Here is a 20,960-nt window from a genome sequence, read left to right as displayed (position 1 = left end):
CCGTGTCTGAGGCGTCACAGCAGGATCTGATCACCATCACCGTCGACGCGGAGCAGCGGGAGGTGACCTCGGGGACCACCGGCCTGGACCTGTTCAAGGACGAACGCACCACCGTGGTGATGAGGGTGGACGGTGAGCTGCAGGACCTCTCCCGGCAGATCCCCGCCGGTGCCGACGTGCAGGGCGTGGCCATCTCTGAGCAGGACGGCTTGAACGTGCTGCGCCACTCCACCGCCCACGTGATGGCCCAGGCCGTGCAGCAGCTGCGCCCGGACGCCAAGCTGGGCATCGGGCCCTACATCACTGACGGCTTCTACTTCGATTTCGACGTCACCGAGCCCTTCACCCCGGAGGACCTGAAGGCGATCGAGAAGCTGATGCAGAAGATCATCAACACCAACCAGCTCTTCGTCCGCCGGGTGGTCACCGAGGACGAGGCCCGCGAGGCCATGGCGCAGGAGCCCTACAAGCTGGAGCTGCTGGGCAAGAAGGACGACGCCGAGGACGCCGGTGAAGGGGCCTCCGTGGAGGTCGGTGCCGGAGAGATCACCATCTACGACAACGTGGACCGCAAGTCCGGCGAAGCCGTGTGGTGCGACCTCTGCCGCGGGCCCCACCTGCCCCACACCAAGCTGATCTCCAACGCCTTCGCCCTGACCCGCTCCGCCGCCGCCTACTGGTTGGGCAACGAGAAGAACAAGCAGCTCCAGCGCATCTACGGCACCGCCTGGCCCACCAAGGAGGACCTGAAGGCCTACCAGGAGCGCCTGGCCGAGGCTGAGCGGCGCGATCACCGCAAGCTGGGCTCCGAACTGGACCTGTTCTCCTTCCCGGACGAGCTGGGCTCGGGCCTGCCGGTGTTCCACCCGCGCGGCGGCATCATCCGCAAGGAGATGGAGGACTACTCCCGCCAGCGCCACACCGAGGCCGGCTATGAGTTCGTCTACACCCCGCACATCACCAAGCAGCATCTCTACGAGGTCTCCGGCCACCTGGACTGGTACGCGGACGGCATGTTCCCGCCCATGCACATCGACGAGCAGCGGGACCCGGAGACGGGGGAGATCACCCGGCAGGGGCAGAACTACTACCTCAAGCCGATGAACTGCCCCATGCACAACCTGATCTTCCGCTCCCGGGGACGCTCCTACCGCGAGCTGCCGCTGCGCCTGTTCGAGTTCGGCGCTGTCTACCGGTATGAGAAGTCCGGTGTGGTGCACGGACTGACCCGCGTGCGCGGCATGACCCAGGACGACGCCCACATCTACTGCACCCGCGAGCAGATGAAGGACGAGCTGACCACCACACTGAACTTCGTGCTGGACCTGCTCAAGGACTACGGGCTGGACGACTTCTACCTGGAGCTCTCCACCAAGGACCCGGAGAAGTTCGTCGGCTCGGACGAGGTCTGGGATGAGGCCACCCGCACCCTGGAGGAGGTCGCCCAGGCCTCCGGACTGGACCTGGTCCCGGATCCGGGCGGCGCGGCGTTCTACGGACCCAAGATCTCGGTCCAGGCCCGCGACGCCATCGGTCGCACCTGGCAGATGTCCACCATCCAGCTGGACTTCAACCTGCCCGAGCGCTTCGACCTCGAGTACCAGGCCGCCGACGGCTCCCGTCAGCGTCCGGTGATGATCCACCGCGCCCTGTTCGGATCCATCGAACGCTTCCTCGGCGTGCTCACCGAGCACTACGCCGGCGCGTTCCCGGCCTGGCTGGCCCCGGAGCAGGTCGTGGCCATCCCGGTCGCCGAGGCCTTCAACGACTACCTCGCCGAGGTGGTCGAGAAGCTGCAGGCCGCCGGCATCCGCGCCCGGCTGGATGACGGCTCAGACCGGTTCCCCAAGAAGATCCGCACCGCCTCCAAGGAGAAGGTGCCCTTCGTGCTGATCGCCGGCGGTGAGGACGCCGAGGCTGGAGCCGTCTCCTTCCGCTTCCGGGACGGCAGCCAGGACAACGGCGTGCCGGTGGAGGATGCGATCGAACGCATCATCAGCGCGGTGCGGACCAGGGAGCGCAGCCAGTGACCCCAGGGGTTCCCGACGACGGCCAGGTCACCGACGACTTCCAGCTCGCCGGTGTCTCCGACGGGTTCCAGCGCCTGTGGAACCCGCATCGGATGGCCTACGTCAGCAAGGGGCAGGACCAGGTATCCGGTGAGGAGACCTGCCCGTTCTGCTCCGCACCGAGCCGGTCGGACGAGGACGCACTGATCGTGGTCCGCGGGACCACGTGCTTCGCACTGCTCAACCTCTACCCCTACAACCCAGGGCACCTGCTGGTCTGTCCCTACCGCCACGTGCCGGACTACACGGACCTGACGCCACAGGAGACCGCCGAGTTCGCTCGTCTCTCCCAGATCGCCATGGTCGCGTTGAAGCGTGTCTCGAACTGCACCGGGTACAACCTGGGCATGAACCAGGGCGTGACCGGCGGGGCGGGGATCGCGGCCCACCTGCACCAGCATGTCGTGCCACGGTGGAGCGGGGACGGGAACTTCCTGCCGATCATCGCCCAGACCAAGAACATGGCCCAGACCCTGGGGACCGTGCGGCAGGCTGTGGCCGAAGCCTGGCTGGACGCCGAGCAGGAGTTCGACAGGAGAGCGGGCTGATGCTCAACCGCCATGCGCGGGCCTTCTTCACCCGGCTGTTCACGCCTACTGCCCGGCTGCTGCTGCGCTGGGGTGTGGCCCCTGACACGGTGACGATCGTGGGGACTCTGGGCGTCGTCGTCGGGGCTCTGGTGTTCTTCCCCCTGGGGGAGCTGTTCTGGGGGACGATGTTCATCACCGCGTTCGTCTTCTCCGATGTGCTCGATGGTGTGATGGCCCGACTCGCCGGCAGCTCCGGTCGGTGGGGCAACTTCCTGGACTCCACCCTGGACCGGGTGCAGGACACCGCCGTGTTCCTGGGACTGACCGTCTGGTTCCTCGGCGCCGGAGACCATCCGCCCACCGGTGTCCTGGCCGTGGCCTGCATGGCCCTGGGCATGCTCGTCTCCTACGCTCGCGCCAAGGCCGAGGCGCTGGGATTCGACTGCAACACCGGGATCGCCGAACGGGCCGAACGGCTCGTGGTGACGCTGGTGTTCACCGGGCTCGTGGGCCTGGGGCTCTCGGTCTGGGCCCTGACCGTGGTCCTAGGGCTGTTGGCCGTGGCCTCGGCGATCACCGTGGGTCAGCGGGTCGCCACCGTGCACCGGCAGTCCGCCCAGGAGCGAACCGCCTCCCCGGCGCAGGACTGAGCTGCCGAACGACTCGACTGCTTCACCCGTTTCGACCACACCGACCACCTCAGGAGCCGACCATGACCACCACACCGCACGAGGCCGCGTCCACAGGTGCCGCCGATCGGCCCCTGAACCTGGCCGAGTACTTCCTGCTGCTGGATCTGGACGAGCGCGGCGGCCGGCTCCTGCTGGACGGCTCCACCTCCGGACTTGCCCTGGCCGGGGCCGTGCTGGCGGATCTGGCGGGGCGAGGGCACCTGACGGTGACACGGGATGAGGTCCTGGTCGAGCCGGCGTCAGGGTCTGCGGTGGAGGGTCTGGAGCGTCCCCTGGCCCAGGTCCTGGGCATCATCGCCGATCACGGCCGGGAGCACCCGCCGCGCGATGCCGAACAGTGGATCAACCGTTTCTCCCGGTCCGAGCTGCGGGAGGCCCTGCTGCAGTCACTGGAGTCCCGGGGGATCATCGAGCACACGGAGGGGAAGGTGCTGGGTCTCTTCCGCCGGGAGCGGTACCCGGAGGCGGACCCGAACCCGGAACTGGACCTGCGGGCCCGGATCGGAGAGGTGCTCTACGGATCGGCCCCGGCAGACGCCGTCACCTGGCCGCTGATCTCCCTGCTGCGCAGCACCCGGCTGCTCCATGTGGTCTTCCCGGACCGGCACACCGCGGATCTGAGGGCGCTGTCCACCACTCCGGTGGGTGAGGGGTCCACCCGCGACTCGGTGGCGGAGGCGTTGCAGGCGACCCAGAACGCGATCGCCGAGTACCTGGTAGCCACCACCGGTGGGGCGTCCGCACTGGACTGAGCCCGTGCCGCAACGGCGGCTCAGACGGGGACCGTCAGCGGAACGACCATGGCGTCGGTGAGACGAACCAGGTCTGCGGGGGACAACCGGAGGCTCAGTCCACGCTGGCCGGCGGAGACGATGATCGATGCGCCCAGCTCCTCCAGATCCTGTGCCGACCGGTCCAACGCCACCGGCGAGGGGCGGCGGTGCCCCAGAGGAGAGATCCCGCCGACCACCGATCCGGAGCGCCGCTCGGCGACCTCCGGTGTGGCCAGCACGCTCCTCTTCCAGCCGAAGGCGACCGCCGCCGACTTCAGCTCCAGAGAGCACTCCACCGGGATCACGGCAGTGCCGATCTGTCCCTCCGGTCCCTGGACCATCAGGGTCTTGAACATCTGAGCGGGGTCGATCCCTAAGGCCCGGGCCACGGCCAGCCCATACCCCTGGCCCGGGTGGACCTCGGTCACGGTGTAGGTCAGGACCTCGTGGGGGACCCCTGCGGCGAGCACAGCCGCCAGCGCGGGTGTGGCCCGGCGGGAGCGGTCAGGCCTGGTCACCGGTGGACTCGGCCAGCTGCTCGCGCACATTGCGCTTGAGCCGACCGAGTAGAGCGGACATCCCGCGCAGCCTCAGGGGCGTCAGCGCCTTGGCCAGACCCAGGCGGGAGGCCAGGTCCTCCGGCACCTCCAGGACGGTCGAAGCCGGCAGGCCGGCCACCCCCTGCTGCAGCACCGAGGCGAAACCGCGGGAGGTGGGCGCCTCCGCCGGCGCAGCGACGTAGAGCTGCACCAACGGGTCTGCGGAGTGGTCGCCGCTGCGGTCCAGCTCCACGGCCAGGAACAGCGGTGTCTGGCACTCGATGACCTGTTCCATCTCCTCAGCGTGCCCGTCGTAGCGCTCGGGCAGGTCCGGCAGCTCGTCCGAGAACTCCAGCAGCAGCTCCAGCCGCTGCGGATCCGGCACGGACTGGAAGTCCTCCACGATCTCGGCGAGGGAGGCAGGAAGCTCGGAGGTGGTCATCGGCAGAAGGTCCCTTCGGACGGGTGCTGGAGAACGGCGTCGGGTCAGAACAGAGCTGGGGTGCAGCGTCAGCGCCGCACCCCAGCCTAGTCCTGACCGGCGTCAGTGTCCCCGCGGAAGGACGGCCCGCTCAGAGCGCGGGTGCCTCGCCCGGTTCCTCACCAACGGCGATCGGCAGGCGAACGGCATTGCCCCACTCGGTCCACGAGCCGTCGTAGTTGCGCACGTTCTGGTAGCCCAACAGGTGCTTGAGCACGAACCAGGTGTGGGAGGAGCGCTCACCGATCCGGCAGTAGGCGATCACCTCGTCAGCGTCGCCCAGGCCGGCCTCGTCACGGTAGAGGGCCTCCAGTTCGGCGCGGGACTTGAAGGTGCCGTCCTCGTTCGCGGCCTTGGCCCAGGGGACCGATGCCGCCGTGGGGATGTGGCCGCCGCGCAGGGTGCCCTCCTGCGGGTAGCCGGCCATGTGCGTGGTCTCTCCGGTGTACTCCTGCGGGGAGCGCACGTCCACCAGCGGCTTGCCGAAGTGGCCCAGCACATCCTCGCGGGAGGCGCGCTCGGTGGTGTCATCACGCTGGGTGACGGGATACTCGGCGCGGTGGACCTGGGGGACCTCGCGGGTCTGCTCACGTCCCTCGGCGATCCACTTGTCCCGTCCGCCGTTCATCAGACGGGTGTCGCGGTGGCCGTACAGGGTGAAGACCCACAGGGCGTAGGCGGCCCACCAGTTGGACTTGTCGCCGTAGAAGACCACGGTGGTGTCGGGGCCGATCCCCTTGGAGGCGGCCATCTCCGCGAAGGCCTCAGGTCCCACGAAGTCGCGGGTCACGGGATCGTTGAGCTCGGTGTGCCAGTCGATCTTGATGGCACCGGGGATGTGTCCGGTGCTGTACAGCAGGGTGTCCTCGTTGGACTCCAGCACCACCACGTTCTCGTCGCCGATATGGTCTGCCACCCACTGGGTGGAGACGAGCTTCTCCGGGTGGGCGTACTCGCTGAACTCGGTGTTCTCGGTGGTGCTGGTCATCCTCGACTGAGCCTTTCGTGTCGCTGGAGCCCGATCCGGACGGTGGAGGGGGCGGAAAGCCGTCATAGGCCTCCGCCAGCCTATCGGTGCGGCCTCGCAGAGTCGCGGTCGGATGGGCGTCAGGAGCACTCAGACACCTCTGGAGGTCATACGGCGCCACATTCTCGGCTCTGAGCGGACACAGCGGGGGAGGAGCCCCTCGCTTCGGCACGCCCCGTCACCCTCCCGACGACGGTCACCCCGGTAGAGTGACAGGGTCTCCTTGCGTTGGGCGCCAGTGGGGGGAGACGCCTTCACCAGTCCGCAGTGGCCCAGTGCCAGGATGGAGCCGATCGTGGCCGAGACCGTTCACCTCTCCGAGCGCACCCCGCAGGTCACTGCCGAGGAGCTCCTCGAGGGGTTCCACCCCTCCTACCGATTCGGTGAGGTCTCCTTCGACACGTACATCCCCGATCCGGCACACCCGTCTCAGGCCCAGGCCGTGCAGCGACTGCGTGACTTCGCCGCCTCCATGGGAGGGACCGGCGGGGCCGGAGGGGCGGGAGGATTCCTCTCCGGACTGTTCGGGGGCAAGAAGAAGTCGTCCCGCGGCTCCGGGGCCCAGCCCAACGGAATCTACCTCGACGGCGGCTTCGGCGTGGGCAAGACCCACCTGCTGGCCTCGCTGTGGCACGCGGCGCCGGGCCCCAAGGCCTTCGGCACCTTCGTGGAGTACACCAACCTGGTCGGAGCACTCTCGTTCCGGCGGACGGTGGACATCCTCAAGGAGTACCGGCTCGTCTGCATCGATGAGTTCGAGCTGGACGATCCCGGTGACACGGTCCTGATGTCCCGCCTGATGCGTGAGCTGGCAGACGCCGGCGTGAAGTTGGCGGCCACGTCGAACACGCTGCCCGGGTCGCTGGGCGAAGGCCGCTTCGCGGCGGTGGACTTCAAGCGGGAGATCCAGGTCCTCTCCGAACAGTTCGAGGTGCTCAAGGTGGATGGCGAGGACTACCGTCACCGCGGGCTGGCCAAGGCGCCGGAGCCGCTGGCCGATCATGAGCTGATGGCGGTGGCCACCCAGAACTTCCCCGAGGCTCAGGTGATCTCCGATGACCGGTTCTCCGATCTGACCGCGAACCTCTCCCGGGTCCACCCCAGCCGGTACCGAGAACTGGTCAAGGACATCGACGTCATGGTGCTGCATGAGGTGCAGACCATCACCGAGCAGGCCATGGCGCTGCGCTTCGTGGTCCTGGCTGACCGCCTCTACGACAAGGACGTTCCCGTAGTCGCCTCCGGGACGGCCTTCGATCAGCTCTTCACGGAGGAGATGATGAACGGCGGCTACATGAAGAAGTACTTCCGCACGGTCTCGAGGATGACGGCTCTGGTCCGCGAAGGGCAGACGGGGGAGACCGAGGGGGCCTGAACGGACGCACCACCGCCCGCCTGACCCTGTGATCATGTCTCTCCGGTCACCGTGACCGAACGCATCTGAAGGGACATGGCTTGAACGTCAAGACAGCAGTGATTGTCCTCTATGCCGTTTTGTCCCTCTTGCCCTGGGCTCTCGTTCCTCTGGTTCCCGTTCTCGTCGTGGACGCGTGGGCCATGCTCCTCGCCATGCTGCTGCTGAGCCTGGTCTCCGCCGTCCTCACCTGGGGCATGGTGACCGCAGGCGTCTCGCGTCCAGGCGCCAGCCGGGTCGGGATACTCGCCTTGTCGAGCCTGTCCATCATGCTGATCGTCACGGCAGGGGCACTGTCCTCGCGCGAGGACGACTGGACAGGGCTGCTCTTCCTGCTCCTCACCCCACTTCATGGGGCCCTGGCACTGTGGATCGCCCTTCATGCACGACGCGCCGGACCCATGGCCCCATCGGCCTGATCAGTCGCTGACGTGAGGAGTCGGAAGCAGGGCGAGGCACTGATGCGGTGAGTGCGGCTGACGGCCCCTCCGAAGAACGAAGAAGCCCGGACCTGGCGGTCCGGGCTTCCTGGTGTGGAGCGGATGACGGGATTCGAACCCGCGACCTCCACCTTGGCAAGGTGGCGCTCTAGCCAACTGAGCTACATCCGCGAGATCGGTCTGAGAGTCAGACCGTCTGTGCGCGATACTGGGATCGAACCAGTGACCTCTTCCGTGTCAGGGAAGCGCGCTACCGCTGCGCCAATCGCGCTCGAGGTGTCCGGTGCAACCGGATCCTTGAGTGAAGCAGGTTCCATCCTAGCGGACAGCCCATGCTGCGAGGTCGGGACGGGATTCGAACCCGCGTATACGGCTTTGCAGGCCGCTGCCTCGCCTCTCGGCCACCCGACCAGGGTTGTGGAGACTTGCGAGCGGATGACGGGATTCGAACCCGCGACCTCCACCTTGGCAAGGTGGCGCTCTAGCCAACTGAGCTACATCCGCACAGAAAACAGGTGACCGATCTGGTCGGTCACCGCGATTTCCAACAGACAGCGACTTTATCCCACCTCGGCCAGCACGTCCAATCATGGGGGCGTGGCGTGTCTCACCCGGTGCGCAGTCGTGGCAGGCGGCTGCCTGGCACCGCCCTAACGTGTCCGTGCCGATGGGAGAATGGATCACCATGACCCAGCCACAGCTTGCCCACCAGACCGCAGCCGGTCGCATGTACGCCCGGAGCCTGGGCGGACTGCCCGAGGTCCCCTCCATCACCACCGTCATCGGCCAGCAGAGTGTGGACCTGGACGGGTGGATCGGCCATATGGCGGCCACCGCTGTGGTGGATGACCCGCGCCTGCCCCAGGCCGTCGGCTCCAAGGCCCAGCTCAAGACGGTGGCGCGCCATGCCTCCGACGCCGCCGCCCGGTACCGGGACCAGGCAGCCGCGCGCGGGGACCGGGTCCACGACTACTGCGAGCAGGTGGGGCTGCGGGCGCTGGGGCGTCCGCACACGATGGCTGAGGCGAGGGAACGTCTGGCCGAGCACGGCGAGTCCGCCTACGCTGATCGATTCGACGAGTGGTGGGACCTCTACGAGGTCCGCCCGCTCGCCACGGAGCTGACGGTCTGGAACGCCAGCGTCGGCTACGCCGGTACGCTGGACCTGGTCGCCACCATCGGGGGACGCGTGTGTCTGGTCGACTACAAGACCAAGGGCACCACGCGTGACGGCCGAGTCAAGTCCCTGGATCCCAAAGTGGTGATGCAGCTGGTGGCAGGCCTCAAGGCCGAGGAGCAGCTGGTCGACGCCGCTGCCGGGACCTGGGCGCCGTGGGAGCACGGCGAAGCCGGGCTGCTGCTGGGAGTGGCCGTCGGACAGACCGAGGTGGTGGCCCATCAGGCCAATCCCCAGGTCCTGCCGGCGCACTGGCACAAGTTCTGGGCGCTGCGACAGGTCTGGGAGCACTCTCGGCGAGCAGAGGAGGCGGGCCCGGCTCTGCGACCGATCGGTCCTCCGCCGCCCACCGCTGCTCCAGTGGCAGACGGCGTGCCCACTAGGGTGGTCGGGTGACCACGAGGAACCCCACTGTGAACTGGACCATCATGATCGGAGCGGTGCGATGATCCCCGCGCAGGACACTCCGCCGCGGGTGCTGTTCGCCGGGACTCCGCAGGCCGCGGTGCCCTCACTGGAGGCACTGGTGGCCGCTGGCGCGGACGTCGTTGCGGTGCTCACACGTCCGGATGCCCCCCTCGGGCGCAAGAGGGTCCTGACTCCCTCGCCCGTGGCCCAGAAGGCCGACGAGCTCGGCATCCCTCTCCTCAAGACCGCCCGCCTCACCGGCGAGTCGGGAGCGCCTGTGCTCCAGCAGATCGCCGGTCTGGACCTGGACATCGCCGCCGTGGTGGCCTACGGCGGACTGGTTCCACCTGCGGGACTGGCCCTTCCGCGCCGCGGATGGGTCAACCTCCACTTCTCCCTGCTGCCTGCCTACCGGGGCGCCGCTCCGGTCCAGCATGCCGTGATCGCCGGAGAAGATCGGACCGGCGCCTGTGTCTTCCAGCTCGAGGAGGGGCTGGACACCGGGCCGGTCTTCTCTCGGTTCGAACGGGACCTGCGCCAGGACGAGACCGCCGGCGAGGTCCTGGCCGATCTCGCCGTCAGGGGGGCAGAGCTGCTGGCGCGGACGGTCCAGCAGATCCACGCCGGTGATGTTCAGGCCACGCCGCAGGTGGGCGAGCCCAGCTATGCCCCCAAACTGACCCAGGCCGATGGTCGCATCGACCCGGCCCAGCCGGCCGTCGTCGTGGCCGCCCGCATCAACGGTGTCACCCCGGAGCCCGGCGCCTGGGCCGAGACGGACGAGCCGACACCCCAGCGGATCAAGCTGATCGGGGCCTCGCCGGACCACGGGAGCGCCGATGTCTTGGCAGAAGGGCGTCCGAGTGGTTCCCTGGTCGCCACCAAGCGGACCCTGCACCTGGTCTGCGGCGACGGGACGGTTCGACTGGACCAGGTCCAACCCTCCGGCAAGAAGCCCATGCGCGCCGTCGACTGGTTCCGCGGCCAGGACCCGGACCGACGATTCATCACAGGAGAGCAGTCATGACACCTCCAGGCCAGCAGGACGCGGGCCGCTCGTTCAGTCGCCGTGGAGGCCCCCGCCGCGACAGCCAGGGCCGCACCCGCAACCGTGGACAGTCGGGCGGACCACGGCAGTACTCCGCCTCAGTGCCGCGGGAGCGTCGTCGCACGGCAGACCCGGCGCGGTTGACGGCGTACGAGGTCCTGCGTGCGGTGTCCCAGGACGATGCCTACGCCAACCTGGTGCTGCCGCAGAGGATCGCCCATCACCACCTGGACCAGCGGGATGCCGGTTTCGCCACCGAGCTGACCTACGGAGCCCTGCGAGGGCAGGGGCTGTACGACGCCATCCTGGCGGAGTGCGTCGATCGCCCTCTGGGACAGCTGGACGCCCCCGTCTTGGACGCACTGAGACTCGGCGCCCATCAGCTCCTCGGGATGCGCGTGAAGGCCCACGCCGCGCTCGACTCCACGGTCGCGCTCGTCCGGGACCAGATCGGCGCCGGACCGTCGGGCCTGGTCAACGCCGTGCTGCGCAAGGTGGCCGCGCAGGATCGCGACGAGTGGCTGGACCGGCTCACTCCCGACCCCACCAGTGAATCCGCCCAGTCCATCCGCCATTCCCATCCCCAGTGGATCGTCCGGGCGCTGCGCCAATCGCTGGTCACCCATGGTCGACCTGCGCAGGAGATCACCGACCTGCTGGAGGCCGACAATGCCGCTCCGGTGCTGAACCTGGTGGCCCTGCCTGGGCTCGGTGACCTGGACCCGGTCCTGGCGCACGGCGCTGAGGCCGGCCCGCTGGCTCCAGGCTCGGCGCTGTTCCGTGGCGGTGATGCAGGGCGGATCCCTGGCGTCCGCGAAGGCACGGTCCGGGTGCAGGACGTGGGGTCCCAGCTCACGGCCAGAGCCCTGGCGGCGGCCCCGCTCGATCAGCGCGATGGATCCGAACCAGAACGCTGGCTGGACCTGTGCGCCGGCCCGGGCGGCAAAGCCGCCCTGCTGGCTGCGCTGGCCGCCGAACGCGGGGCGCATCTGCTGGCCAACGAGGTGGCGGCCCATCGGTCCCGCTTGGTGGAGCAGGCGCTGACCGCCGTGCCCCAGCAGTCCTGGTCCCTCCGCACCGGCGACGGCCGGACCATCGGAGAGGACCGCCGGGGCCCCTCCGGGGACTTCCATCGGATCCTGGTCGATGCCCCGTGCACGGGTCTCGGGGCCCTGCGGCGTCGTCCGGAGTCCCGGTGGCGCCGGCAGCCCTCCGACCTGGCTCCGCTGACCGACCTCCAACGAGAGCTGCTGGACAGCGCTGTCGGAGTCCTGGCGCCGGGAGGAGTGCTGGCCTATGTCGCCTGCTCTCCCCACCCGGCCGAGACCGTGGTCCAGGTGCAGGATCTGCTGCGCCGACATCCGCAGCTCGAGCTCCTCGATGCGCCCGACGCGATGATCTCCGTGGCACCAGGCCTGGAGCGGTCCACCGTGGCCGGTCCAGAGCACCCTGGCACGGCCCAGCTGTGGCCGCATCTGCATGCCACAGACGCCATGTTCCTGGCCCTGTTCCGCGCCCGACCCTCGGGCGCCGCCGCCATCGATCCTGACCAGGAGTCCTGATGCTCGCCGAACGACCCATCCACATCCACCCCTCCATCCTCTCGGCGGACTTCGCCCGGCTGGCCGAGGAGCTCGAGCGGATCAGCACGGCCGACGCCGTCCATGTGGACGTGATGGACAACCACTTCGTGCCCAACCTGACCCTGGGGGCTCCGGTGGTCTCAGCGATCCGGAAGGCCACCTCACTGCCGCTCGACATCCACCTGATGATCGAGGACGCCGATCGATGGGCACCGGAGTATGCGGACCTGGGAGCAGAGTCGGTGACCTTCCACGCCGAAGCCTCCGGCGCGCCAATCCGGCTGGCCCGCGAGCTGCGCCACCGAGGTGCCCGTGCCGGCATGGCCCTGAAGCCGGCCACCCCCGTGGAGCCGTACCTGGACATGCTTCCTGAGCTGGACATGCTGCTGCTGATGACCGTGGAGCCCGGATTCGGCGGCCAGCCGTTCCTGGACGTGGTCCTGCCCAAGATCCGACGAGCCCGCCAGGCTTTGGACGGAGCCGGGGTCCCCGTGGCCCTTCAGGTGGACGGCGGCATCACCAGGGAGACCATCCTGAGGGCGGCGGAGGCCGGAGCCGACGTCTTCGTCGCCGGATCTGCGGTCTACGGAGCGGATGACCCCGAAGCGGCGATCGACCAGCTGCGCCGAGCACCTCTGGTCTGAGAGCTGTGTCACACAGTGATACGTGAGCGTGGTGGGCCTCACGTCTGGCATACTGGACGGCACGTGCTCCGGGGTCGGTGAAATTCCGAACCGGCGGTCAAAGTCCGCGACCCGCTCGTCAGCCTCACACCCGTGAGTGTCTGTACAGCGGTTGAACCGGTGGAATTCCGGTACCGACAGTCACAGTCTGGATGGGAGAAGCACGTGCCGCACCTGCCGACCACGGTGGGCGCCGCACGAGGCGCACCGGTCGACAGGCTGTCGACCGCCGCCGACCTGCGGTGCACCTTCGCCGCATCGGTGCCTGTCACGGGCATCCGTCAGGCCGCAGCATGATCCCCCGGAGCCGCCGCGCTCCGAAGGAGGATCACACATGGACGCACTGCGGTGGCTCGTCGATCTGTTCAACTGGTACATCCCCGTCGGCGGGGGTGGACTGCTCGTCCGCGAAGTCGTGGGCAACGTCTTCGGCCTCGCCTCAGCTCTGGGCGGCATGCGCCGCAAGGTCTGGGCCTGGCCCGTCGGCATCATCGGCAACATCATCCTGCTGACCGTCTTCCTCTCCAGCCTGTTCGGCGGTGCCGACACCGCGAACCTGCTGGGCCAGGCCGGTCGGCAGATCATGTTCATCGCCGTCTCGATCTACGGCTGGGTCCAGTGGCGGGCCGCCCGTGCCGAACGCCGCACCCAGCATGAGGGCGAGGCCGGCGGTCAGGACACCGCCATCACGCCCCAGTGGGCCGGATGGAAGGCCCGGATCGGCATCGTCCTGACCATGATCGTCGGCACCATCGCCCTGACGCCGGTGTTCCGTGCGCTCGGCTCCTGGGAGCCGGTCTGGGCCGACGCCTGGACCTTCGTCGGGTCCCTGCTGGCCACCTATGGGATGGCCAAGGGGTGGGTGGAGTTCTGGCTCATCTGGGTGGCCGTGGACGTGGTCGGCGTCCCCCTGCTCTGGAGTGCCGGCTACTACGCCAGCGCCTTCATGTACCTGTTCTACGGCGTCTTCACGCTCATCGGCTTCTTCGTCTGGCTCCGAGCCAAGGCGAACGAGAAGCCGCAGGTGGAGACCGTCATGCCTGACCCCACCCTGCAGTGAGGGCGACGACCCTGGAGGAGACCGACCGGGACACCGTCCTGCTGGACACGGCGGTGACCGAGGCCCTGCGTGGCCCCCGCGGAGCCAACCCTCTGGTCGGGGCCGTCATCACGGCACCGGACGGCACCGTGCTGGCCACGGGCCATCACCGAGGCCGAGGCACCGACCATGCCGAGGTGGACGCGTTGGCCGCGTACCGCCGTCGGGCCGGGCAGGAGAGCCTGCCCCCGCTCAGGGACTGCACCATCCACATCACCCTGGAGCCGTGTGACCACCACGGCGTCACCGGGCCCTGTTCCCGGGCCATCCTGGACGCCGGCCTGGGAGCCGTGCGCTACGCGGTCCCGGATCCCACCGGTCCCGACGACGGCGGGGCGGCACGGCTGGCATGGCACGGTGTGGACGTGGTCCAGGTGAGCGGACATCACGGGGCGGCCCAGCTGAACCGACGATGGCACCGCGCACGGATGGAGGGGCGGCCGTTCATCACCGCCCACCTGGCTCAGAGCCTGGACGGACGAGTGGCGGCGGCCGACGGCACCAGCCAGTGGATCACCGGTGGCCCCTCGAGACGGCATGCCCATGAGGTCCGAGCGCGGGTCGATGCCATCGTGGTCGGGACCGGCACCGTCATCAGCGACGATCCGCGACTGACCGCCCGTGATGCCGTGGGCGCAGATCTGGACCGGCAGCCGCTGCCCGTGGTGCAGGGCCTGCGGGAGATCCCCGGTCAGGCCGCCCTGCGCCGGGCCGACTGGCTGCACGTCCGGACCCGCTCGCCGCAGCAGGTCCTGCAGACGCTGGCCGATCAGCCACCCCAGAGGCCGGTGCGCCATCTGCTGATCGAAGGCGGACCCACCGTGCTCTCGGCGTGGATCGCCGCCGGCCTGGTGGATGAACTCTTCCTCTACCAGGCACCGCTCGCGCTCGGCGACGGAGCACCGGGGCTGACCGCTCTGGGTGTGCAGACCCTCACCGACGCCCGTCACTTCGACCTGGACCCCGCCGACGGCGGGTCCATCCGGCGGCTGGGCCGCGACGTCCTGCTGCACCTGACACCCCTCGACCACCCCTGTGACCAGGAGGACCATGTTCACCGGAATCATCTCTGAGCTCGGCACCGTCCGAGACGTCGAGCTGCTGCCCGCATCCGACGCAGCGCGGCTCGTGCTGCACGCCCCCACCTCAGCGCAGGACCTCGACCTCGGGGCCTCTCTGGCGGTGAACGGCACCTGTCTGACCGCCGCATCCGTGGACGGAGAGACCGTCACCGTGGACGTCATGGGCGAGACCCTGCGGCGCACGACCACCGGCGCACTCGCCCCGGGGGACACCGTCAACCTGGAACGCTGTGTGCCGGCCGGAGGCCGCCTGGACGGGCACATCGTCCAGGGTCATGTGGACGCCACCGGGCGGATCGTGCAGACCGAGGACCTCGGCGGGTGGCGCCGCGTCCGCATCCAGATGCCGGTGGACTGTGCTCCGCTGATCGCCGAGAAGGGATCCATCGCCGTGGACGGGGTCTCCCTGACAGTGACCGCCGTGAGCGCCCCGCAGGACCCTGCCCCCTGGTTCGAGGTCGGACTCATCCCGGAGACCCTGCACCGCACCAGGTGGGGTGGGGTCAGCACCGGTGCCCAGGTCAACCTCGAGGTCGACGTGATCGCCCGCTACACCGCCAGGCTGGCGGCCTTCACCTCCAGCCCTGCCGCCTCACCCGCCGCTGCCGTGGAAGCAGGTGCCTGATGGACGCCGTGCGACTGGACGCCATCGAGGACGCGATCCTCGCGCTGGCAGCCGGCGGGGCCGTCGTCGTGGTGGACGATGCCGACCGTGAGAACGAAGGCGACCTCGTCTTCGCGGCTGATGCCGCCACGCCTGATCTGGTGGCCTTCACCGTGCGGCACACCTCAGGGGTGCTGTGCGCAGCCCTGCCGGGGGAGACGGCGGACCGTCTCGACCTGCCGCCCATGACCCTGGTCAACGACGATCCGAAGCAGACCGCCTACACGGTCACCTGTGATGCATCCTCCGGGATCACCACGGGCATCTCCGCTGCGGACCGCGCCGTCACGCTGCAGGCGCTGGCCTCACCCCGTTCTGGACCCTCCTCCTTCACCCGCCCCGGACATGTGTTCCCGCTGCGCGCCGTCCCCGGCGGGGTCCGGGAGCGGCGAGGCCACACCGAGGCATCCGTGGAGCTGTGCCGCCTGGCCGGCCGTGAGTCGGTGGGCGTCATCGCCGAGCTGGTGCACGACTCCGGAGAGATGATGCGCCTTCCGGCGCTGCGGGAGTTCAGCGACACCCACCGACTGCCGCTGGTGAGCATCGAGGACCTCAGTCGGCATCTGGACCAGACCACACCCTCAGACCACCGAACCGCCGAAGCAGGAGTGACCCGATGAGTGGACATGGAGCACCGCAGACCGCCCCCGAGGCGGTGGCCGAGGCCCGTGCGGCTGACCTCCGGGTGGCGATCGTCGCCGCCCGCTGGCACACCGAGGTGATGGATGGACTGCTGGCCGGTGCACTGCGTGCCGCAGAGAAGTTCGGCATCACTCCGCAGATCGTGCGGGTCCCCGGGACCTTCGAGCTGCCCGTGGCCGCAGCACGGCTGGCCCCGGTCGTGGATGCCGTGGTCGCGCTCGGTGTGGTCATCCGGGGCGGCACTCCTCACTTCGACTACGTGTGCTCCGGGGCCACCCAGGGACTGGTGGACGTCTCCCTCCGCACCGGCACGCCAGTCGGCTTCGGCGTGCTCACCTGTGACACCGATCAGCAGGCACTGGACCGAGCCGGACTCGAAGGATCGTCCGAGGACAAGGGGTACGAGGCGTTCGAGGCCGCCGTGCTCACGGAGATCGCCCTGCGCGGCCAGGGTGAGCAGGCGCACGACGTCACGGAGCGGTGAGACGGTCTCAGGTCGCTACCCTGGACTGGTGAAGACCTTCGAAGACCTTTTCGCCGAACTGACCCAGAAGGCCCAGACCCGGCCGGAGGGATCCGGCACCGTGGAAGAGCTGGACGCGGGCATCCATCAGATCGGCAAGAAGGTCGTGGAGGAGGCCGCCGAGGTCTGGATGGCCGCGGAATACCAGTCCGACCAGGAGACGGCCGAGGAGATCTCGCAGCTGCTCTACCACCTGCAGGTGATGATGATCGCCAAGGGCCTGACCCTGGACGACGTCTACCGCCACCTCTGAGCCCTGCCCGCACCGCACTCCGCCGACCGGCCCGACCCCTCCCAGGAGGAACCGCATGCTCCGTATCGCCGTGCCCAACAAGGGGGCCCTGTCCGAGGCGGCCCGTGAGATCTTCACCGAGGCCGGGTACCGCCAGCGCCGTGACAGCCGTGAACTGGTCATGCGTGATCCGGACAACCAGGTCGAGTTCTTCTACCTGCGTCCGCGGGACATCGCGGTCTACGTCGGCTCCGGCACCCTGGACTTGGGCCTGACCGGACGCGATCTGTTCCAGGACGCCCAGGTGGGGGACACCGCCGAGGAGATCATGGCCTTGGGCTTCGGCCGCTCCACATTTCGCTTCGCCGCCCCCGCTGGCCGGTACTCCTCGTTGGCCGACCTGGAGGGCAAGCGGATCGCCACCAGCTATGACGGGCTGCTGGAGGACTACCTGGCCACCCAGTCGGTCACCCCCGAGCGGATCGTCCACCTGGACGGTGCCGTGGAGTCCTCCGTCTCCCTGGGCGTGGCCGATGCGATCGCTGACGTGGTGGAGACGGGCAGCACCCTGAAGGCCGCCGGCATGGAGACCTTCGGCGATCCGATCATGACCTCCGAGGCCATCCTCATCGCACCCTCCGGCGCCTCAGAGGAGGCCCGCTCGGTGCTGATGCGTCGTCTACAGGGCGTCCTGGTGGCCCGCCGGTACGTGATGATCGACTATGACGTGCGCCGGGATCTGCTGGACGCCGCCGCCGCCGTCACGCCGGGGCTGGAGTCGCCCACCATCTCGCCCCTGCAGGACGAGGACTGGGTCGCTGTCCGCTCCATGGTCCAGAAGGACCAGATGAACAAGGTGATGGACGACCTCTACGCCCTCGGCGCTCGAGCCATCCTGGCCTCGGCCATCCACGCGATCCGTCTGTAGAGCCTCCCGAGGAGCAGCCGCTGTGACTCTTGCCGTACGTGTCATCCCCTGTCTGGACGTGGACGCCGGGCGGGTGGTGAAGGGTGTGAACTTCGCCTCCCTCCGTGATGCCGGTGATCCGGTGGAGCTGGCCCGGCGCTACAACAAGGCCGGTGCCGACGAACTGACCTTCCTGGACGTGACCGCCTCGACCGCCGACCGGGCCACGACCTTCGAGGTGGTCTCCCAGACCGCCGAGGAGGTCTTCATCCCGCTGACCGTCGGCGGGGGAGTGCGCACCGCAGAGGATGTGGATCGGCTCCTGCGCTCCGGGGCGGACAAGGCCTCCATCAACACGGCTGCCGTGGCCCGTCCTGAGGTCATCGACGAGATCACTCGGCGGTTCGGCTCCCAGGTCCTCGTGCTCTCCCTGGACGCGCGCCGCACCACCGATCCGAGCATCGCCTCGGGCTATGAGGTGACCACCCATGGAGGCCGCACCGGCACCGGCAAGGACGCCGTGGAGTGGTGCAGGGAGGCGGCCGAGCGCGGTGTCGGGGAGATCCTGCTGAACTCGATCGACGCGGACGGCACGCAGCAGGGATTCGACCTGGAGATGATCCGGGATGTCCGGGCCGTCACCCGCGTGCCCCTGATCGCCTCGGGCGGCGCCGGAGCGCCCGAGCACTTCCCCCCGGCCATCGACGCCGGCGCAGACGCCGTCCTGGCCGCGTCGATCTTCCACTTCGGCCCGGTGGACATGCTCGCCCGGGTCAAGGACGCACTGCGGGGGGCCGGCCATCCTGTCCGCTGAGTCCGCCCACCACGTCGACCTCCTCACCCTCCAGCGGCTCAGCGCAGCCGGCTGGCCGGCCCTGGAGACCCAGTCCCTGCAGGACTGGACGGTTCGCTTCTCCTCCGGCCTGACCCGCCGAGCCAACAGCGTGCTGCCCTGGGGAGCGCCGCGCGACCCTGCGGACTTCGAGTCCGCAGTCTCGGAGGTGGAGCACCGCAGCGCAGAGCGGTGGCTGGCACCCACCTTCCAGCTCTGGCGGACCGCGTCTGTCCCGCCCCGGGGGGACACCCCCGACGACGGCCGTCCCGCCGAGTGGGCAGGTCACCATCGGCAGCTGGCTGAATTCCTCTTCGCCCGGGGGTACCGGTCGGTGGCTCCCACCGATGTGCTCTGGACGCAGGTGGGCGAGAACCTGGACTCGGCGGCGTGGGACGGGCGCATCCTGGTGAACGAGACCCCAGACGCCGCCTGGATGGACGCGATCCGCCGGGGACTGGCCCGGGACCTGGATGCGGCCACAGATCTGGTCTTCCGTCAGCTGCTCAGCGGAGTGCGTTCGCGTTTCCTGCGACTGATGGATGACTCCGGCACGGCGATCGCCGTGGCCAAGGTCTCCCTCGTGCCGGATCCCCGCCCGGACTCGGATGCCGTGTACGGCGGGATCTACAGCATGTGGGTGGATCCGGAGCACCGCGGGCAGGGGCTGGCCCGGACGCTGCTCCGGGGAATCTTCCACCAGGCACGCCAGCTGGGACTGAGCGGTCTCTGGCTTCAGGTGGAGCACACTGCGCCAGCGGCTCGAGGACTCTACCTGCAGGAAGGCTTCCGGCAGGTGGCCTCCTACTCCTATCTGACCCGCACCGTGGAGACTCCCGTCCACTGAAGGTCTTCGCTGCGCAGCCGACCCCCGGTGGCGACGGCCGGTCAGCCCTCCAGTGCAGAACCGGGCGGATCCACCAGCACCAGGGCGTGGTCCCGCCGGCCGAAGGCATGCATGATCAGCTCGCCCGTGGGGCCGGTGATCGTCACCTGGGGCTCACCGGGACGGGCGACCACGGTGGCGGTGCCCTCCATGGCTCGACCGGTCCGGGGCGTGCGGACCAGCCGGACGCCCGTGGGAGCCGTGCGGTAGAGCAGACGGGCCCGCCGAGACAGCTCCTCCCACAGGACATCCGCGTAGTCATCGGAGAGCCGTCGCGGCGCCCACCGGTCCTGGGCCCGGCGCACATCCTCGGTGTGGACGAAGAACTCCAGCAGGTTGGCCGCCTGAGCGGCACGGCGCACTGGTGCCGCGGCCCGCAGACGAGTGACCACGCGCTCGGATCCGGCCGTGCCACGGGCCACCCGGTCCACGAGCTGCTGGTACTGCCGGGACCCGGTCGAGGCATCGCCCAGTTCACGGGTCCGGCGCTCGAGCGGGCCGGACCAGGGCTTCAGGGCCAGTCCCGCCGCCAGCGCAGACGTCTCGCGCAGGTGGATGTGGGCCGCCAGATGCTCGGTCTGCCAGCCCTCGCAGAGGGTCCGATGTCCGGGACCGGCCGCCACCAGAGCCTCCACGAGCGCCTCACGTGAGGCGGTGGTGAAGTCGTGCGGAGCACCGGTGGGCGTGGTCCAGACGGCCTGCGGTCCTGCCCCGGCTGATGCACGGGTGGGATCCGACACCGACGGGCGGGACGGATCGGTGGACGGTGGGGGCGTGGGGCGCCGCCGCCAGGGGCGGAAGGATGCAAGGGTCATGACGTTCGCAACGTAGCACGCCCGGCGACAATCCGCGCCCCCTGGGGAACCGGACCCTCGCGCGCACCTAGATGTACCCGGCCATCAGGTTGGTGGCAGCCGGCTGGCGGGTGGGCGGCCTCCTAGTGCGCTGTGACGGCGTTCATTGTTGTAGTGCTCGAGCCAGGGTGCAAGGGCGTTGGTTCGTTGATCGTTGCTGGTGTAGACCTGCCGGTAGGCCCACTCCGTGGCCAGGGTCCGGTTGAAGCGTTCGACTTTGCCGTTCTGCCAGGGGCAATGCGGTTTGATGAACTTCTGCCGGATCCCGTTCTGGGCACAGACCTCGCGCAGCGAATATCGGTAGGCCCACGCATTATCGGTGATCAACCGTTGGATCCGGGTGATCCCGTGGGCGGCGAAGAAATCGATGGCCCG

The 20,960-nt window shown here is 69.1% G+C and carries 24 protein-coding genes, 4 tRNA genes and 1 riboswitch; of the genes, 19 read left to right on the top strand and 9 right to left on the bottom strand.

The features are described from left to right. Positions 1-2 precede the first annotated feature (2 nt). From thrS to BM355_RS02500, 4 genes are all read left to right on the top strand, one after another. Positions 3-2,030, top strand: coding sequence for a threonine--tRNA ligase (thrS, locus tag BM355_RS02515; RefSeq protein ID WP_091694072.1), 2,028 nt, complete (start codon positions 3-5; stop codon positions 2,028-2,030). Next, positions 2,027-2,617: an HIT family protein gene (locus BM355_RS02510; protein ID WP_245760551.1), complete on the top strand. Its 591-nt coding sequence runs from the start codon at positions 2,027-2,029 to the stop codon at positions 2,615-2,617. Before thrS ends, BM355_RS02510 begins: the two co-directional genes overlap by 4 nt. Beyond that, on the top strand, positions 2,617-3,249 hold the full coding sequence (pgsA, locus tag BM355_RS02505; protein ID WP_091694069.1) for a phosphatidylinositol phosphate synthase: 633 nt from the start codon (positions 2,617-2,619) through the stop codon (positions 3,247-3,249). The genes BM355_RS02510 and pgsA overlap by 1 nt, the downstream gene beginning before the upstream one ends. Positions 3,250-3,311: 62 nt before the next feature. Next, on the top strand, positions 3,312-4,043 hold the full coding sequence (locus BM355_RS02500; protein ID WP_091694066.1) for a GOLPH3/VPS74 family protein: 732 nt from the start codon (positions 3,312-3,314) through the stop codon (positions 4,041-4,043). Between the two features lie 20 nt (positions 4,044-4,063). Here the strand turns inward: BM355_RS02500 and BM355_RS02495 are convergent, their stop codons facing one another. The 3 genes from BM355_RS02495 to BM355_RS02485 form a co-directional block, all read right to left on the bottom strand. Continuing rightward, entirely contained in the window at positions 4,064-4,582 is a 519-nt protein-coding gene (locus BM355_RS02495) for an aminoacyl-tRNA deacylase (RefSeq protein WP_245760550.1), read from the bottom strand. Then, the gene (locus tag BM355_RS02490; protein ID WP_091694061.1) at positions 4,569-5,045 is read right to left on the bottom strand and encodes a SufE family protein; all 477 of its coding nucleotides are present in this window, start codon (positions 5,043-5,045) and stop codon (positions 4,569-4,571) included. Before BM355_RS02490 ends, BM355_RS02495 begins: the two co-directional genes overlap by 14 nt. 130 nt (positions 5,046-5,175) lie before the next feature. After that, positions 5,176-6,072 carry a sulfurtransferase gene (locus tag BM355_RS02485; protein WP_091694058.1) on the bottom strand — a complete coding sequence of 299 codons (897 nt, stop codon included), beginning with the start codon at positions 6,070-6,072 and terminating at the stop codon, positions 5,176-5,178. 334 nt (positions 6,073-6,406) lie between these two features. Here BM355_RS02485 and zapE point away from each other — a divergent pair, with 334 nt between their 5' ends. Continuing rightward, positions 6,407-7,486 (top strand): cell division protein ZapE, encoded by a 1,080-nt coding sequence (zapE, locus tag BM355_RS02480; RefSeq protein WP_091694054.1) that lies wholly within the window; start codon positions 6,407-6,409, stop codon positions 7,484-7,486. A 182-nt stretch (positions 7,487-7,668) separates the two neighbouring features. After that, positions 7,669-7,944 (top strand): hypothetical protein, encoded by a 276-nt coding sequence (locus BM355_RS02475; protein ID WP_143109396.1) that lies wholly within the window; start codon positions 7,669-7,671, stop codon positions 7,942-7,944. A 115-nt stretch (positions 7,945-8,059) separates the two neighbouring features. Here BM355_RS02475 and BM355_RS02470 read toward each other — a convergent pair. The 4 genes from BM355_RS02470 to BM355_RS02455 form a co-directional block, all read right to left on the bottom strand. Then, positions 8,060-8,136: transfer RNA gene (locus BM355_RS02470), tRNA-Gly, on the bottom strand. Positions 8,137-8,164: 28 nt separating this feature from the next. After that, positions 8,165-8,236, bottom strand: a tRNA-Val gene (locus BM355_RS02465). 69 nt (positions 8,237-8,305) lie between these two features. Continuing rightward, positions 8,306-8,376: transfer RNA gene (locus BM355_RS02460), tRNA-Cys, on the bottom strand. Positions 8,377-8,395: 19 nt separating this feature from the next. Beyond that, a tRNA-Gly gene (locus tag BM355_RS02455) sits at positions 8,396-8,469 on the bottom strand. A gap of 181 nt (positions 8,470-8,650) precedes the next feature. On the opposite strand from BM355_RS02455, the gene BM355_RS02450 reads away from it, so the two are divergent. The 13 genes from BM355_RS02450 (at position 8,651) to BM355_RS02390 (ending at position 19,692) form a co-directional block, all read left to right on the top strand. Further along, positions 8,651-9,538 (top strand): cytochrome, encoded by an 888-nt coding sequence (locus tag BM355_RS02450; RefSeq protein WP_091694044.1) that lies wholly within the window; start codon positions 8,651-8,653, stop codon positions 9,536-9,538. 49 nt (positions 9,539-9,587) lie between these two features. Beyond that, positions 9,588-10,577, top strand: a complete 990-nt coding sequence (gene fmt / locus BM355_RS02445; protein WP_091694038.1) for a methionyl-tRNA formyltransferase — start codon at positions 9,588-9,590, stop codon at positions 10,575-10,577. Then, on the top strand, positions 10,574-12,160 hold the full coding sequence (locus tag BM355_RS02440) for an RsmB/NOP family class I SAM-dependent RNA methyltransferase (RefSeq protein ID WP_091694033.1): 1,587 nt from the start codon (positions 10,574-10,576) through the stop codon (positions 12,158-12,160). The genes fmt and BM355_RS02440 overlap by 4 nt, the downstream gene beginning before the upstream one ends. Next, positions 12,160-12,825 carry a ribulose-phosphate 3-epimerase gene (gene rpe / locus BM355_RS02435; RefSeq protein WP_091694029.1) on the top strand — a complete coding sequence of 222 codons (666 nt, stop codon included), beginning with the start codon at positions 12,160-12,162 and terminating at the stop codon, positions 12,823-12,825. Before BM355_RS02440 ends, rpe begins: the two co-directional genes overlap by 1 nt. A gap of 60 nt (positions 12,826-12,885) precedes the next feature. Then, positions 12,886-13,032, top strand: a riboswitch (FMN riboswitch). 166 nt (positions 13,033-13,198) lie between these two features. Further along, complete coding sequence (gene pnuC / locus BM355_RS02430; RefSeq protein WP_091694026.1) at positions 13,199-13,924, top strand: nicotinamide riboside transporter PnuC; 726 nt, start codon at positions 13,199-13,201, stop codon at positions 13,922-13,924. Beyond that, complete coding sequence (gene ribD, locus BM355_RS02425; protein ID WP_245760549.1) at positions 13,921-15,036, top strand: bifunctional diaminohydroxyphosphoribosylaminopyrimidine deaminase/5-amino-6-(5-phosphoribosylamino)uracil reductase RibD; 1,116 nt, start codon at positions 13,921-13,923, stop codon at positions 15,034-15,036. Before pnuC ends, ribD begins: the two co-directional genes overlap by 4 nt. Next, positions 15,014-15,670 carry a riboflavin synthase gene (locus BM355_RS02420; RefSeq protein ID WP_091694022.1) on the top strand — a complete coding sequence of 219 codons (657 nt, stop codon included), beginning with the start codon at positions 15,014-15,016 and terminating at the stop codon, positions 15,668-15,670. The genes ribD and BM355_RS02420 overlap by 23 nt, the downstream gene beginning before the upstream one ends. Then, positions 15,670-16,329, top strand: coding sequence for a 3,4-dihydroxy-2-butanone-4-phosphate synthase (gene ribB / locus BM355_RS02415; RefSeq protein ID WP_177227805.1), 660 nt, complete (start codon positions 15,670-15,672; stop codon positions 16,327-16,329). The genes BM355_RS02420 and ribB overlap by 1 nt, the downstream gene beginning before the upstream one ends. Continuing rightward, positions 16,326-16,835 (top strand): 6,7-dimethyl-8-ribityllumazine synthase, encoded by a 510-nt coding sequence (gene ribH / locus BM355_RS02410; protein WP_091694019.1) that lies wholly within the window; start codon positions 16,326-16,328, stop codon positions 16,833-16,835. Before ribB ends, ribH begins: the two co-directional genes overlap by 4 nt. Positions 16,836-16,863: 28 nt before the next feature. Further along, on the top strand, positions 16,864-17,127 hold the full coding sequence (locus BM355_RS02405; protein WP_091694016.1) for a phosphoribosyl-ATP diphosphatase: 264 nt from the start codon (positions 16,864-16,866) through the stop codon (positions 17,125-17,127). Positions 17,128-17,182: 55 nt separating this feature from the next. After that, positions 17,183-18,034, top strand: coding sequence for an ATP phosphoribosyltransferase (gene hisG, locus BM355_RS02400; RefSeq protein ID WP_091694012.1), 852 nt, complete (start codon positions 17,183-17,185; stop codon positions 18,032-18,034). A gap of 22 nt (positions 18,035-18,056) precedes the next feature. After that, complete coding sequence (gene hisF, locus BM355_RS02395) at positions 18,057-18,827, top strand: imidazole glycerol phosphate synthase subunit HisF (protein WP_091694007.1); 771 nt, start codon at positions 18,057-18,059, stop codon at positions 18,825-18,827. 130 nt (positions 18,828-18,957) lie between these two features. Continuing rightward, positions 18,958-19,692, top strand: coding sequence for a GNAT family N-acetyltransferase (locus tag BM355_RS02390; RefSeq protein WP_091694003.1), 735 nt, complete (start codon positions 18,958-18,960; stop codon positions 19,690-19,692). 41 nt (positions 19,693-19,733) lie between these two features. On the opposite strand, the gene BM355_RS02385 is transcribed toward BM355_RS02390, so the two are convergent. Then, the gene (locus BM355_RS02385; RefSeq protein WP_091693999.1) at positions 19,734-20,546 is read right to left on the bottom strand and encodes a TIGR03085 family metal-binding protein; all 813 of its coding nucleotides are present in this window, start codon (positions 20,544-20,546) and stop codon (positions 19,734-19,736) included. Positions 20,547-20,630: 84 nt separating this feature from the next. Continuing rightward, a partial coding sequence (locus BM355_RS02380; RefSeq protein ID WP_143109395.1) for an integrase core domain-containing protein occupies positions 20,631-20,960 on the bottom strand: 330 nt, incomplete at its 5' end.

It is taken from the genome of Micrococcus terreus, from assembly GCF_900116905.1.
GTDB classification, from domain to species: Bacteria; Actinomycetota; Actinomycetes; order Actinomycetales; family Micrococcaceae; genus Citricoccus; species Citricoccus terreus.
The sequence above is the reverse complement of the archived record's forward strand: the minus strand, read 5'-3'. Positions and strand labels throughout refer to the sequence as shown.

What these genes read in the sequence shown, in the direction of transcription:
- BM355_RS02500 (WP_091694066.1), top strand. Translation starts at nt 3,312, where the DNA reads ATGACCACCACACCGCACGAGGCCGCGTCCACAGGTGCCGCCGATCGG.
- BM355_RS02485 (WP_091694058.1), bottom strand. Translation starts at nt 6,072, where the DNA reads ATGACCAGCACCACCGAGAACACCGAGTTCAGCGAGTACGCCCACCCG.
- rpe (WP_091694029.1), top strand. Translation starts at nt 12,160, where the DNA reads ATGCTCGCCGAACGACCCATCCACATCCACCCCTCCATCCTCTCGGCG.
- ribH (WP_091694019.1), top strand. Translation starts at nt 16,326, where the DNA reads ATGAGTGGACATGGAGCACCGCAGACCGCCCCCGAGGCGGTGGCCGAG.
- fmt (WP_091694038.1), top strand. Translation starts at nt 9,588, where the DNA reads ATGATCCCCGCGCAGGACACTCCGCCGCGGGTGCTGTTCGCCGGGACT.
- ribB (WP_177227805.1), top strand. Translation starts at nt 15,670, where the DNA reads ATGGACGCCGTGCGACTGGACGCCATCGAGGACGCGATCCTCGCGCTG.
- BM355_RS02475 (WP_143109396.1), top strand. Translation starts at nt 7,669, where the DNA reads ATGCTCCTCGCCATGCTGCTGCTGAGCCTGGTCTCCGCCGTCCTCACC.
- BM355_RS02450 (WP_091694044.1), top strand. Translation starts at nt 8,651, where the DNA reads ATGACCCAGCCACAGCTTGCCCACCAGACCGCAGCCGGTCGCATGTAC.
- BM355_RS02440 (WP_091694033.1), top strand. Translation starts at nt 10,574, where the DNA reads ATGACACCTCCAGGCCAGCAGGACGCGGGCCGCTCGTTCAGTCGCCGT.
- pnuC (WP_091694026.1), top strand. Translation starts at nt 13,199, where the DNA reads ATGGACGCACTGCGGTGGCTCGTCGATCTGTTCAACTGGTACATCCCC.
- BM355_RS02490 (WP_091694061.1), bottom strand. Translation starts at nt 5,045, where the DNA reads ATGACCACCTCCGAGCTTCCTGCCTCCCTCGCCGAGATCGTGGAGGAC.
- pgsA (WP_091694069.1), top strand. Translation starts at nt 2,617, where the DNA reads ATGCTCAACCGCCATGCGCGGGCCTTCTTCACCCGGCTGTTCACGCCT.
- BM355_RS02385 (WP_091693999.1), bottom strand. Translation starts at nt 20,546, where the DNA reads ATGACCCTTGCATCCTTCCGCCCCTGGCGGCGGCGCCCCACGCCCCCA.
- hisG (WP_091694012.1), top strand. Translation starts at nt 17,183, where the DNA reads ATGCTCCGTATCGCCGTGCCCAACAAGGGGGCCCTGTCCGAGGCGGCC.
- BM355_RS02420 (WP_091694022.1), top strand. Translation starts at nt 15,014, where the DNA reads ATGTTCACCGGAATCATCTCTGAGCTCGGCACCGTCCGAGACGTCGAG.